The sequence below is a fragment of the Chitinophaga chungangae genome (assembly GCF_017742215.1).
GTDB lineage: Bacteria > Bacteroidota > Bacteroidia > Chitinophagales > Chitinophagaceae > Chitinophaga > Chitinophaga chungangae.
Genome location: NZ_JAGHKP010000003.1, coordinates 709,540 through 722,972 on the forward strand (window position 1 = coordinate 709,540; position 13,433 = coordinate 722,972).

Below are 13,433 nucleotides of genomic sequence, written 5' to 3' on the forward strand. Positions count from 1 at the left end.
TGTCAGCATGAATATTTTTCACCAACCCATTGTTTGTTGTATCCTGGGCGCCGTGGCGGTGCAGCTTTTGGGTGTTATGGACGCCTGCCGCAATCCTGTAAACGAGCGGCCTGATTTTAAATCCCTCCGGTTCTATACAAAGTTTGTTGCCTCAGTGCTTATTGCCGGAATCGTAGGTTATATCTATTTTGAAGATACGAATACGTACAACCGCATCGTCTATTTCCATACCGGCGCTTCCGCGCCGTTGCTGATCCGCTCGCTGGCCGCCTCCATGCCCACGGTGGTAAGGCCGAAAGAATAATCCCGGCCTATTTTTTCTTTTTAGGCGCTTTCGCTGCATTTTCCGCGGCCTCCTTTGCCCTGAACTTCACGATGTCGGCGATCAGGTCGTAAGGAATGGGCATGCTTTTGGGCAGCTGTACCGTGCTTTTCGACGATTCGTACGGTGAAAGCTCTTTTTTGAATTGCTCGAAAACGGTGAAAGGAGGGGGGAAGGAGAGGCTGTAATGCGCCTTGTAAGCCGAAAAATAGATCAGGAAGCCGTTCTGTTTATAGGCAGGGATCGAATAACTGATCACTTCTTCGGCTTCCGGAACGGCTTGCTGAATGGTCTTCCGGATCTTGCCCATTACTTCCTGCTCTTCTTTGGGAAAAGTGGCGATGTACTGGTCTACGGTCGCAGGTTTTACTTTTTCGGTGGCCATTGTACTCGTTTTTGTTTGTCATAAAAATAACGAAGCGGGCCGGGGTTTTTACGTGGCGGTAACGACAAAAATAGGGGTGAAATGCGACAGGGGCACATTATTTGCATCCCAAAGGCTAAAAAGTCGTTATGGAAAAAAGAATCCTCGGGATCGTATTCTCCCTGATGGGCGCGATCGGGCTGATCATGGCGGCCATCACCTTTGTAAACGGCGGAAGCGGCACCCGCAACGTCAAACTGATCGTGATCTACGCAGTGCTGGGCGCGGTATTCTTTTTTGCGGGCATGGGACTGATCAGGAATACCAAAGATAAGCCTTCCTGAAGCCGGGTTGTGGTGTTTTTTACCCAGCAGGTGTTTGCCCGGTAACAGTTAATTAAACTAATTGCCGTAATTTTCCGCCCTAAACCCAATTTTTCAGATGAGAAACCTGCTTGTATTCCTGGCATCCTGCTTTGCCATTTTCTATTTTACGGCCTGCAAACAAACGCAGAAGACCGCTTCCGGCGGCGAAGGACTGGAAACCGTGATGTCCGTGCCCGCATCGGTGCCCGCCGGCGCCCCGGTAATGCTGACCTTTACGGTGTACAACCATGCCGCGAAAGACACCCAGTTCTGCAAATGGCATACGCCCTTCGAAGGTTTCATCAGCACCTTCCTCGACATCAAAGATGCGGCCGGTACGCAAGTGCAGTACCGCGGCGCAATGGCGAAAAGGGTGATGCCCCCGCCGGCCGAAGCATATATCAAAGTACCCGCCGGAGACAGCGTGTCGGTAACTGTAGACCTTCTCAAAGGTTACGACCTCACCAAACCAGGCCAGTACAAGGCCGTGTACCAGGGCGGGGGCATGAGCGGACTGGAGAAAGTGAACGAGATCAGCTTTTCGGTACAATAAACAACCCGATTTTATAGAATGGCAGGGGATGGAACATGTTTCATCCCCTGTTCGTTTTTTATGCACCCTGCTCCGTATAGCTGTTCCCGTTAGGCAGCCGGTGCGTCTCGAAACGGTCTTCGTAATCTTTCCGGATAGTTCCTGTCCAGCGGTCCCACCAAAGGAAATACAGCCCGTAGTTGCCTTTAAAATACTGGTGGTGCTGGTTGTGGTTGAAGGAAGTGTTGATCCATTTGCCGAACCAGTGCCGGGCAAACCAGCGGGGGTACAATTCCCAGCCAAGGTGGCCGTAAACGTTATAGACCATCATCACCGCGAAGAACACGACCAGGTGCATCCGCGTAAGCGGCATCAGGAACAGCAGCACCGGGAAAATCCCGATTTCCACGAAAGCTTCCAGGGGGTGAAACGAAAACGCCGCCCAGGGCGAAGGGTTTACCGATAAATGATGCACCTTATGAAACCAGGGGAACACCCGGGGATGATGCATAAGCCGGTGTGTCCAGTAAAACCAGGCATCGTGTACAATGAACATTAAGGGAAAGGCGGCGAAATACCAGAGGGCGCCGTGCATGGCCGCGTCTTTATAATATTGTGTGTATTGCCTGAGAGGGCTGTACAGGATCAGCACGGGCACCGCCGAAAATATGAGGATCGTAATGCAGGAATAAAGGATCTCACGGCGGTAATCCTTATTTTTGGGCATCCGCCGCTGGATCTTTTTGAAAAATAAAACACGTCGGAATACGAGGTACCATATCAGGAAAGCGAGGCCAGCGATCACGAAATAACGCAACGCGACCATCCAAAAAACAGGCAGCCAATTGTCCAGCCAAATCATAACATTTTATTAATCTCCGTTAAAGATACCCCTTCCGCATTTATCAGGAAATATCGCTTTATTAATTTTTATCGTCATCGATTATGCCGGGTAGTTTTAATATCCGCGCGGGAATGTAACTACATCGTTTTCGTAGATTTCAGAACCCATTTGTCAGGAATCGTTTATATTACGGCATCAACCAATCAAAGTCAGTCTGGTAGCTAGATTCAACGTTATGGTCAAAATATTTTCCACGTAACATTCCGTTAATATGAGAGTGTTTTTTTCGTCCCCGTATTAGTCATCAAATCTTAATTGCTTTCCATGAACAAAGTCTACTTTCCTAACCGTATGACGCAGGCATTTCTTGTGTTGCTGGTATGCGGTCAATGCAGCATGCTATCCGCCAGTGCGCGTGCAAGGGTTGCGCCTTCCGGAAATGAAATTTCCTTCAGGCAAACCGTAAAAGGAACAATTAAAGACGCGGCCAGCGGCAGACCGTTGGGCGGCGCAACCATCGGTGTAAAAGGCGCGTCTCAAACCGCCACTTCAGACGACAACGGCGCCTTTACCATTAATGTGCCCGATAACGCCACCTCGCTGATGGTGAGTTATGTGGGATATGTAACCCAGGAAGTGCCTATTGCCGGTAAAACCACCGTGGATATACTGATGCAGACCTTATCCACCGACCTTAGCCAGGTAGTGGTGGTAGGTTATGGCACGCAAAGCCGGAAAGACGTAACGGGCGCAACCAAAACCCTGAAAAGCGCCGAGTTCAACAAAGGTATCATCAACGCGCCGCAGGAACTGCTGCAGGGCAAGATGGCCGGCGTGAACGTGACATCGGCCAGCGGCGAGCCCGGCGGCATGCTCGGCATTACGGTGCGCGGCCCCGGCGGCATGCGTGTAAATAATACGCCATTATTTATTGTGGACGGTTTACCGCTGGACAATTCCAGCACTGGCGGCGGCGATCCGCTCAACTTCCTGAACCCGCAGGACATTGAATCCATCGACGTACTGAAAGACGCATCCGCTACCGCGATCTACGGTTCGCGCGGCGCTAACGGCGTAATACTCATCACCACCCGGAAAGGAAAAGCGGGCGCTTCCACCCTCGGTTTTTCCGCGGGCGTGGGCTTCTCTACCATTGCAAGAGCATTGCCGGTATACTCCGCTTCGGAGTTCCGCAAGCAAGTGGTGAATGTTGGCGGTCTGTTAGACGACCAGGGCGGCGATACAGACTGGCAGAAAGAGATCACCAGAACGGCCATCACGCAGAATTATAATCTCAATCTCAGCGGCGGTGCCGATAAACTGAGCTACTACGCATCTTTCGGCATGCAAAAACAACAGGGCGTGCTGAAAAATAATGATATGGACCGGTATTCCGGCCGTTTCAATGCCACGCAAAAATTCTGGGACGATGCGCTCGTGATCGAAGCGAACCTGGGTGTTGCGAATACTAAAAATCAGCGCCCGCCCATCGGCACGATGATCGGCGATGCCATCGCCAACAACCCGACCTACCCGGCATACGATGCCAGCGGAGAACCGGCCAAATACCAGAATATGAACAACCCGCTGGTAACGCTGGCGCTGGAAGACGACATCACCACCATTAACCGCGTAACCGGCAATATCACGCCTTCCCTGCGCATCATCAAAGGGCTGGTGTATAAGCTGAACTTCGGCATAGACAATTCCAGTTCCACCCGCGACATCGTGAGCAGGCCCAACGCTGTGCCGCAGCGCGACGGCCGCCTCGAAACCTGGAACGTTTACAACCGCAATACGCTGATCGAAAACTACCTGACCTATAATTTCGATAAAGGCGCGCACAGTTTCCTCGTGCTCGGGGGATATTCATACCAGAAATTCTTCCAGCAGGGCCGCAATACAAGCATCAATAAATTCCCGATCACGCCGGTAGACCCCATCTACAATCCCGGTCTCGGCCAGGAACTGACGCTGGCGGCCAACAAACCCGGCGGATTTGCCATAGAGAACGAGCTGCAGAGTTATTTCGCAAGGATCAACTATGGCTTCGACGATCGTTATCTTCTCACCATCAACTTCCGTGCAGACGGCTCTACCAAATTCGGTGAAAACAACAAGTACGGTTATTTCCCTTCATTTTCCGCAGGCTGGAGAATAAGCGAGGAAAAATGGATGAAAGGTTCTTTCTTCAGCAACCTGAAATTACGCGCGGGATGGGGCGCTACCGGCAACCAGGAGATACCGCCCAAACTTACGCAGGCGTTGTATACAACGAGCGTTTCCGCGGGCACCAGCTACCCCCTGTACCCCACGGGCGCATATCCCGGGGGCACCACCTTCACACGCCTTGCCAATCCTGATCTGCAGTGGGAAACTTCCAAACAGACGAACGTCGGTCTCGATTTCGGTTTCCTCGGCGGCGCGCTTTCCGGCAGCATCGACGCATTCAGGAAAGTGACCAGCAACATGCTGTTGAGAGTAGTGGTGGCAGACCCGATACAGCCTTCCAGCGACACTTATATCAATAATAAAAACGCGCAGGTGGTGAACCAGGGCCTGGAGCTTGACCTTGAATACAATTATAAATCCACCGGCGGAATGAATTTTAATCTCGGCGGCAACCTGACCCTGCTGCAGAATGAACTGCGGAATTCGCCGTATACCGTTATCCCGTCGGGCTCTGCTTCCGGCGCGGGGCTTACATCGGCCACCATCAACGGTTATGTGAACGGCGAATCGCTGGGTACCTTCTTTTTGAAGGAATGGACGGGTTTTGATAAAGACGGTCTCAGCACATACCGCGATGTAGACGGAGACGGCATCGTGAGCGATAAAGACCGCATTGCGGCAGGCACCGCATTGCCCAAGGTAATGTACAGCTTCCACGCAAGCGTGGCATACAAAGGTTTCGACCTGCTGGCCAACTTCAATGGCGTAGGCGGCAACAAGGTGTACGACAACACGGCCAACGCCAACTTTTACAAGCTGCGTCTTTCCAAAAGCGTGAACACCACACCCGAAGCCGTACAATATCCCGAGGAATCCGTAAACAACGCCGCTCCCGTGAGCACCCGGTACCTGAAAAACGGTTCTTTCCTCCGCCTCAATAACCTGACGCTCGGATACAATTTCAACACAAGAGCGCTGGGGATCAGCAAATACGCTTCCATGCTGCGGCTCTCCGTTACCGGCCAGAACCTTTTCGTGATCACGAAATACGACGGGTACGACCCGGAAGTGAACACAGACCGCACCATCGACAATTTCACTTCTTACGGCGTAGACTACCTGAGCTACCCGAAAGCGAAGTCTATCATCTTTAACTTAAATGTTTCATTCTAATATCCCGGATCATGAATAAGAAAATATTAACGCTGCTGCTGGGTTTCTCGGTATTTGCAGGTTGTACGAAGCTGGATGAGAAAGTGCTGGATGAAACGTCTTCCACCGGCGCAACAGACAAAGAGATCGCCGAGGGCCTCATCGCCCCTGTGTATGCAAAGCTGCCGGACATCTTTCTCCATACCAATTATTTCGCGCTGCAGGAAATATCCACAGACGAAGCCATTCTGCCTTACAGGGGCGGTACAGATTGGGGAGACAATGGCATTTATCTTTCCCTGCACAAACACGAAACCACCAGTCCCGACCCGAATGTGCGCAACACCTGGAACAATATTTTCCAGGGCGTTTCCCGTTCTCTTACAGCGCTTACGGAACTGCCCAACAACAAAGACGCCAACGCCAAAGTATTCCTGGCGGAAGCCCGGGCGATGAGGGCGTATTACAACATGCTTACGCTCGACCTGTTCGGCCTGGTGTTCAAAAAAGAAGATCCCCGCGAAACTTCGGTGATCCTGAGGGGAGAAGAGGCGATGAACTATATCAGGACGGAGTTTGAAGCCGCCGAGCCCGTGCTGGACAACAACACCGGTCCCGGCAGGATCACCAAGGCGGGCGTATGGGGCCTGCTGGCGCGCCTGCACCTCAATGCGGCCGTTTACCGCGACCGTTATGCCGCTGCTTTTACTTTCCAGAAAGCGGACATGGACAAAGCGGTGGAATACTGCGACAAGATCATTAACAGCAACCAGTATACATTGTCTCCAAGCTATTTCGCGCTGTTCGACGATGAGAACCATACCAACAAAGAACTGATCTTCGCGGTAGACCAGCGTTCCGATCTGAACGGGCATAACCGCATGGCGTATTTCTCCCTTTCCGGCGACCAGTTCCCGCTGCCCGCTTACACCGGTGCGAACGGAACGGATGGTCCCGGCATTACGTCCGATTTTTACCGCAGCTGGGTGAACGCGTACGCGCCGATAGACCCGGCGGCCGCAGATCCCCGTTTTTATCAGGAAAACCTCACCATTTATTCGCATCCGAACGATACCTGCGTAGAAGCGGCGCAGTTCAATATCAACCGCGGCATCCTGCGCGGCCAGCAATACGGGCTCATCCGCAAAGGCGGCGTGTTCCTCAAATGCAGCGACGGCAAAATGAAAGTAGGCCCGCTATTTTACGACACCCGCAGCAAACCCACCAAACCCGTTGAATTCACCGAACTGTGCGACTTCACCGTTGCCGGCAGCGATTACAACACCGGTTTCAGGGTTTCCAAATACGAATTCAGCAAAACTTCCGTAAGCGGCCGCAACTTCGGCGAGCACGACATCGTGATACTGCGCCTTGCAGACGTATACCTGATGCGCGCAGAAGCCAAACTGAGAAGGGGAGACCCGGCTGCCACCGCGCTCGCCGACGTGAACTTCGTAAGGGCTTCCAGAACGGCCAGCACGCCCGCCGCACCGCTCGCCGCCATCAATCTCGACCTGCTGTTCCGCGAAAGAGGCTTCGAGTTTTATTGGGAATGCCAGCGCCGCACAGACATGGTCCGCTTCGGCAAATACGAAGGCACCTGGACGGAGAAAACCAACACCGACAAAAACAAACGCATTTTCCCCATCCCGCAAACCGCGATGGACGGGGCTTCTATTATCCCCGGGTACCTTGTTCAGAACCCCGGTTATTAATTCATCAACCAATTTTTCTATCATCAGCGCGTGCGGCCCTTAAAGCCGCACGTTTTTTTTATCCTCCCTCAAAACTGCATTAACAAAAAAAGACATTTCCATTACCGATTCCAACCCCATCCCGCACACACATTAACGAACCGGCCCATCGTTACACCAACTGATTGGTGTAACTTATAATTGTGTTTTTCAGGCCCGCATTTTTTTGAAAAAACACAGACTTTCTTTTTTTCTCTTCCATTACGTATATGCAAGCTTAAGGCATGAACAGCCCGCAGGGAGCGGTGTTGAACGGATATGACCATTCCATATATTACGATTATTAACCATTAAACCAACGTTATGGGAGACATGTTGCATGCAAACACATTGCATTACCCCTTTACCCACAGTACCAATCCGCATGCCCGGCAAATGGAAACCATTATTCATCTTTGGGTAAACGATCATTTCGGTTTTTTGCCGGAGAAAGTGAAAAGGAAATACATGCATACCGGCATGGGCCATTGCGGAGGATGTATATTCCCCAAAGCATCCGTGCAGCAGCTGCAAGCCATTTGCAGGTTTTTTATCTGGGCGTTCACGGTAGACGACAGTTATGAATTTTCCTCGCCGGAGCAGGTACAGGCTATCGAGGATATTTCGCTACAGGCATTGCGCCATGGCCGCTTCACCAGCAACGATCCGCTCTATGCCACATTGCCGCTCATGCGCGAAGAACTGCTCGCCATCGCAGATCACGAATGGCTGGAACGTTTTTGCGAAAGCATTGAACTGTATTTCCAGGGCCTTAAAGAAGAAACGAAATACCGCGTGCCCATGATCTTCCCCGACATGGACACTTTCATGGCCATTCGCACCAAAGCGGTGAACGTGCTGCCCATGGTAAACCTTGCCGAAGCCATTACAGGCATCGTGCTGCCACAGTACATTATCAGGCATCCTTACCTTGAAAGGCTCGCCTGGCTTACCTGCCGTATTTTGTCCTGGAGCAACGACTACTTTTCCGCGCACCTCGAAAAAGGGCACGACGTATTGAACCTTGTGCTGATGCTGGAACATCACTGTGGCTGCTCCCTCAGCGAAGCATACGTGGAAATGCTGAAGATCCATGATAAAGACGTGGCGGAATTTGTCTGCATCAGCGCATCCCTGCCCGATTTCAGGGAATACAACGGCGCGGTGCACGAGTATGTGGACAATCTCGAACTGATGATCGCAGGGTACCTGCACTGGACGCTGCAGCTCACCGACCGCTACAAAAAAGGCGGGCATCCCAGCCTGGACCTGCAGCCGGGGAAAATGGCGTAGTTAATAATGATCTGCGTTCACGCTTTGCAAATGTCGGCTGATCACGCTGAACAGCGTTTTTTTGTCGAATGGTTTGGGCACAACGGCGGAAGCGCCTGCCTCGAGCAGTTCGTCTTTATTGTCGGTCCTGGCTGTGATGAAAATAACGGGAATATCCTGGAACACCGGGTGGCTGCGGATGTAACGAAGCGTTTGCAGTCCGCCCATTTCCGGCATCTGCGCATCCAGCAGGATGCAGTCCGGCAGGATGTTGCATTGCCCGAGCGTTTCGATCAGCTGCCCGCCGTTGATGCTGCCGGAAACGGTGCAGCCGAAAGACTGCAGCAGGTTGAACAGCAGGCGGTGATTCATCAGGTCGTCTTCCGCAAACAGCACCAGCGCATTTTCCATCCGGTAGATGTAATTGTCGTGCTCTTCCGGGAGATTGCAGGGGTGGCCGGTTTTGAGCGGCAGTTTTACAGTGAAGGTGGTTTCGCGCGCATTGCTTTTTACGCCGCAGGCGCCGCCGAAATTGTCCACTATGTTTTTCACGATGTATAATCCGAGCCCGGAGCCTTCCTGGTGGTCGGTTTTGGCGGTGAAGAACTTTTCGAAAAGATATTTCAGTTTGTCGCCCGGGATCTCGGGGCACTGGTTGCTGACGGAGATGCGGAAAAACGCGTCCGCCGTCAATACTTTCATGGTGATCTCGCTGTTTTCGTCCGCGTATTTCACGGCGTTAGACAGCAGGTTGGTGATCACGATGTTCAGCTGGTGGCTGTCGCTCACGATAATGGGCGGTATGCCTTTGTCGATATGCAGCTTGATCACCACGCCTTTCAGCCTGGCTTTGATGCGGTGAATGCCGGCGATGTTGTTGAGAAAGGGGCGGATGTGAAAAGTATGATTTTCCAGCTCGTCCATTTTTCCGCCTTCGATCTCGCCCATGCTCAGTACGTTGCTGACAACGTTGCTCATGCCGGCATTGATCACGCTCAGCTGGTCGATATACGGCCGGATGCGCTCCAGGTCCGGGTTTTCCTTCGCATCGTTTTTCAACAGCTCCAGTAAAATGGAATTGGAAGTGAGATGGTTCCGCAGTTCGTGCGTGGTTTTGAACACTACCATTTTCACCTGCTGGAAAAGACGTTTGTTTTCCCGGATATAATAATACAGTACCAGCGCGTCAAAGAGCAAAAACGAGGGCATGGCGATCCACCGGAAGAGGAATTGGTTGCGCAGCGATATTTCGATGGGGGAGAAGAAATGAAAATAGAAGTTCAGTTCGAGGAAAACCAGCGTAAACGCGGTAGCTGCCAGCCCCAGGATGCGCTGGCGTTTTTGGGAATACACCAGGAAACAAAGCCCGAAAAGAAAAACGACGATCAGGGAAAAATTCATCAGCTGGCCGAGCAGCATCGAAAAATATAAAGCGCCGGCGCAGTGCACCAGCAGCAAACCTACGCTGGCCGCGCCATAACGCCGCAAACCGTTCAGCGCGATGATAAAAGTGAATAACGCGCCTTCGATAGCCGCGGGGATGTAGATCCGTGGCAAACCGGTAGCACGGTAAAACACGTAACCTACGGCAAAAGCGAGTATGGCGGTGATGCAGCAAAGCGTGTTGACGAGCAGCACTTTTTTGCGGGCGTCTTCCTCCAGCCCGGAAGCGCCGGCATGCACGACAGACCTGCCGGCTTGCGAAACAGTCGCAAACCAGCGCTTGAAAAATTGAAGGGGCTCCATGCGTGAGGAGTTTGTTTGGGTGTATCCGTTGAACAGTGGTATATCCGTTGTGGCATCGAAGGTAATAAAATCCCCAACCGTTTTTGTTAAATGAATGTGAATGATATCTCCGGAGCAACGGCCGAACGAAGATATTCAGATTTAATGGTACGTATTAATGGCTGGTTTTGCGTAGCAGGCAGTTTCCGTTACCTGCGGTAATATCGCAGTATGTATGTGACGGGCTTGTTAAGACGGGTGAAGAAAAGCCATGACGGCTGGTTTGAAGAAAGCGGCCCTTTTTTATTTGATCTTTTCGTAATAAACAAGCCCGCCGTCCGTAAACCCGGGGTCAGGCATGAGCATCAGGCGGCCTTTTTCATCGAATTCATAATAGAGCGTATGTTCCCTGTCTTTGATGCGGGGATTCAGCAAAAGCCGGAAACGCGTTTCGGGCGCTTCTTCGGGCCTTTGATCTTCCGCCAGGTACGGGCCGGTATCGCTGAGCCCGCCGCCGCTGTACACCGCGTAATGGCCTTTCTCAAATACAAGCCGGTTGCCGTTGCCGGGGTCGTACATAATATGTTCCCATACATCGAAAGATTCCCGGATTTCCCAGGTGCCCGCAATGGAAGGGAAAGGAGGATCGTCCTTTTTGCATCCCGCGGAGAGCAGTAAAACGAACAGCAGCGTAGACAGTGTGGTGATTTTCATGGCATATTTTTCAGGTAAATCGATTATCTGCCGCACGGAGGAAGGGCGGATAACAATAAGGGAATAAAAGTTTTCATAAAAGGTTCCGTTGTGCTAGTGTAACGGGCATGAACATGCAAAAGTTACAGGCATGGATTTTTCATGCACAACCTTCCCAATAGTTGCCGTCGTCGTAATGAACCGGGCAATATGCGAGCTCGGCGGGCAAAGGGCTGCGGTGCATCAGCACGAGTATCAGCGCGGCCAATACGCCGGAGATAACGAGCAACAGCCCGCAAAACACGCCAATGATAAGGAGAAAAGTGATCATAAAGCGGGGCGTTTTTTCCACCTGCGGTGCGTCCATAACCAATACTGCGGCTGGCGGCGGATGTCTTCTTCCAGCAGGCGCGAAAACCGCTCCGTTATTGCAAAAGGCGGCAATTCGCCCGGTGCGTCGGTGATAAGTTGAAAGGATATTTCCCAGGCTGCGGGGGCTTCAGCCTTGCCGACGGTGGCATACAGCACAACGGCCCCCGTCGCCCGGGCGAGCCGTTCCGCCCCGGTGATCACCGGTGTGGGCTGACGCAGGAAATCGATCGTATGCGCGCCGTTGCCGGGGCATTGATCGGCCACGAAAATATATGCGCCCGCACAATCGCGCGAAGCCAGCATATGCCGCGCCGCTTTGTCCGCGGGTACCAGCTTCAGCCCGAAACGCGTGCGCAGCCTGCGCATTATTTTGTCGAAAAATTTGTTGCGCAGCGGCTTGTACACCGCGTGTATGTTCATAAACGTTTTGGCGGGCAGCACATTCAGGCATTCCCAGTTGCCGTAATGCCCCAGCATGATCATCACATTGCGTTGCTGCGCGTGATAATACTGTAGCAGATCGATGTTTTTTACCCGGACGCGTTCTTTCACACGCGCGGCGGGAGTAAACAGCATCAGCGCCATTTCCGAGAATATCCCCGAAAAATGACGGTAAAACCCGCCCGCCAGCTGGCGCACTTCCTCGTACGACCGCTCGGGGAACGACCGCGAAAGGTTCTGCAGCACCACGGCGTAACGATAGCCCAGCACTTTGTATACAATCAGGTAGATCATTTCGGTTTTGTTAAAATAACGGAACGGACAGCACGCACGTAGGGGTATCACGCGCCGGGCCCGTTCTGTTTATGGAGCAAAGAGACGGAATCATCCACGCGGCGTATTGCAGTATCCGGATTTTTTGTTGCGTAAAATGGAATTGAGCTATGGAAATGATTTACAGATTCGGAACGAACGAGATTTTATACAGCTCCCCCGGCGAAAAACAATTAGGGCCTCCTTCGGAATGGAACCAATGGCGGTCGGAATCGACGCCTTTCTGGAACGTGCGGCTGCGCGAGCATTTTTTTGACGGCATGATGATCAGTTCGCTCAACATCGAGGTTTTCGAGCACATCGTGCTGTCTACCAGCCAGCAGGCGCCTTTGCCGGGAATGGGTTTTGTAAAGCAGGGCCATCTTGTTACCACGGCGCATTCCGGCGGTGGTCCGCGAAAGTTCGCGCCACGGCAGCACAACATCTTCATCAATCCTTACACTTCGCTCCGCACGGAACTGCCCGCGCAGCCCAACCTGGAAGTGCTGCTGCTGGGCTTTCAGCGCGAACGTTTCCTTCAACTGGCCGAACATGCCGGGCCGGTAATGAACCAACTGGCGGAAAACATCACGGCCAACAAACCCGCGCCATACCTCCAAAGCCCTAATCTGCCGCTTACGCCGCGCATGACGGCCATTATCCAGGAAATAGAGGAGGGCAGTTACCAGGGCGGACTGATGAACCTTTTCCTGCAGTCGAAACTGCTGGAACTGCTGGCGCTGCAATGCGGCCAGCTGGAAATGGCGAACCGCGGAACGGCCGGCCGCGAAACGTTGAGCATGGCCGATATGAACAAAGTGCGCGAAGCGCGGGAAATATTGCTGCACGACCTGCACCGCCCGCCTACGCTGGGCATGCTGGCCAAACAAACGGGGCTGAACGAGTTCAAACTGAAAAACGGTTTTAAAAAGATGTTCGGCGCCTCGGTATTCGGTTACCTGAAATCGCACCGGCTGGAAATGGCGCGCGACATGATCCGCGGCGGCGGGAAATCGGTCACCGAAGTGGCGTATGAAACGGGTTATTCCACCCTCCAGCATTTCAGCAACGAGTTCAGGAAAAAGTTCGGCGTCAGTCCCGGCCGGCTGAAATAGCTCAAAAAATTAGCAACAG

At 52.5% G+C, this 13,433-nt stretch carries 13 protein-coding genes; 7 read left to right on the forward strand and 6 right to left on the reverse strand.

Going from position 1 to position 13,433, the window contains the following annotated elements; translation table 11 throughout:
• Positions 1-7: 7 nt before the first annotated feature.
• Entirely contained in the window at positions 8-304 is a 297-nt protein-coding gene (locus J7I43_RS17305) for a hypothetical protein (RefSeq protein WP_209147109.1), read from the forward strand.
• A 7-nt stretch (positions 305-311) separates the two neighbouring features.
• On the opposite strand, the gene J7I43_RS17310 is transcribed toward J7I43_RS17305, so the two are convergent.
• Positions 312-707: an iron chaperone gene (locus tag J7I43_RS17310; RefSeq protein ID WP_209147110.1), complete on the reverse strand. Its 396-nt coding sequence runs from the start codon at positions 705-707 to the stop codon at positions 312-314.
• Between the two features lie 128 nt (positions 708-835).
• Between J7I43_RS17310 and J7I43_RS17315 the strand changes: the two genes are divergently transcribed.
• Together J7I43_RS17315 and J7I43_RS17320 are read left to right on the forward strand one after the other, a co-directional pair.
• Positions 836-1,030 carry a hypothetical protein gene (locus tag J7I43_RS17315; RefSeq protein WP_209147111.1) on the forward strand — a complete coding sequence of 65 codons (195 nt, stop codon included), beginning with the start codon at positions 836-838 and terminating at the stop codon, positions 1,028-1,030.
• 97 nt (positions 1,031-1,127) lie between these two features.
• The gene (locus J7I43_RS17320) at positions 1,128-1,604 is read left to right on the forward strand and encodes a hypothetical protein (protein WP_209147112.1); all 477 of its coding nucleotides are present in this window, start codon (positions 1,128-1,130) and stop codon (positions 1,602-1,604) included.
• Between the two features lie 58 nt (positions 1,605-1,662).
• On the opposite strand, the gene J7I43_RS17325 is transcribed toward J7I43_RS17320, so the two are convergent.
• The gene (locus tag J7I43_RS17325; protein ID WP_209147113.1) at positions 1,663-2,445 is read right to left on the reverse strand and encodes a sterol desaturase family protein; all 783 of its coding nucleotides are present in this window, start codon (positions 2,443-2,445) and stop codon (positions 1,663-1,665) included.
• Positions 2,446-2,751: 306 nt separating this feature from the next.
• On the opposite strand from J7I43_RS17325, the gene J7I43_RS17330 reads away from it, so the two are divergent.
• The 3 genes from J7I43_RS17330 to J7I43_RS17340 all read left to right on the forward strand — a co-directional run bounded on the left by J7I43_RS17330 (position 2,752) and on the right by J7I43_RS17340 (position 8,777).
• Positions 2,752-5,772, forward strand: coding sequence for a SusC/RagA family TonB-linked outer membrane protein (locus J7I43_RS17330; protein WP_209147114.1), 3,021 nt, complete (start codon positions 2,752-2,754; stop codon positions 5,770-5,772).
• 11 nt (positions 5,773-5,783) lie between these two features.
• The gene (locus J7I43_RS17335; RefSeq protein ID WP_209147115.1) at positions 5,784-7,466 is read left to right on the forward strand and encodes a RagB/SusD family nutrient uptake outer membrane protein; all 1,683 of its coding nucleotides are present in this window, start codon (positions 5,784-5,786) and stop codon (positions 7,464-7,466) included.
• Positions 7,467-7,808: 342 nt separating this feature from the next.
• The gene (locus tag J7I43_RS17340) at positions 7,809-8,777 is read left to right on the forward strand and encodes a terpene synthase family protein (RefSeq protein ID WP_209147116.1); all 969 of its coding nucleotides are present in this window, start codon (positions 7,809-7,811) and stop codon (positions 8,775-8,777) included.
• On the opposite strand, the gene J7I43_RS17345 is transcribed toward J7I43_RS17340, so the two are convergent.
• The 4 genes from J7I43_RS17345 to J7I43_RS17360 all read right to left on the reverse strand — a co-directional run bounded on the left by J7I43_RS17345 (position 8,778) and on the right by J7I43_RS17360 (position 12,281).
• Positions 8,778-10,502, reverse strand: coding sequence for a hybrid sensor histidine kinase/response regulator (locus tag J7I43_RS17345; protein WP_209147117.1), 1,725 nt, complete (start codon positions 10,500-10,502; stop codon positions 8,778-8,780).
• A 282-nt stretch (positions 10,503-10,784) separates the two neighbouring features.
• On the reverse strand, positions 10,785-11,195 hold the full coding sequence (locus J7I43_RS17350; RefSeq protein WP_209147118.1) for a hypothetical protein: 411 nt from the start codon (positions 11,193-11,195) through the stop codon (positions 10,785-10,787).
• A 139-nt stretch (positions 11,196-11,334) separates the two neighbouring features.
• Entirely contained in the window at positions 11,335-11,505 is a 171-nt protein-coding gene (locus J7I43_RS17355) for a hypothetical protein (protein ID WP_209147119.1), read from the reverse strand.
• Complete coding sequence (locus tag J7I43_RS17360; protein ID WP_209147120.1) at positions 11,502-12,281, reverse strand: lysophospholipid acyltransferase family protein; 780 nt, start codon at positions 12,279-12,281, stop codon at positions 11,502-11,504. Before J7I43_RS17360 ends, J7I43_RS17355 begins: the two co-directional genes overlap by 4 nt.
• Positions 12,282-12,430: 149 nt before the next feature.
• Between J7I43_RS17360 and J7I43_RS17365 the strand changes: the two genes are divergently transcribed.
• Complete coding sequence (locus J7I43_RS17365) at positions 12,431-13,414, forward strand: helix-turn-helix transcriptional regulator (protein ID WP_209147121.1); 984 nt, start codon at positions 12,431-12,433, stop codon at positions 13,412-13,414.
• Positions 13,415-13,433 lie beyond the last annotated feature (19 nt).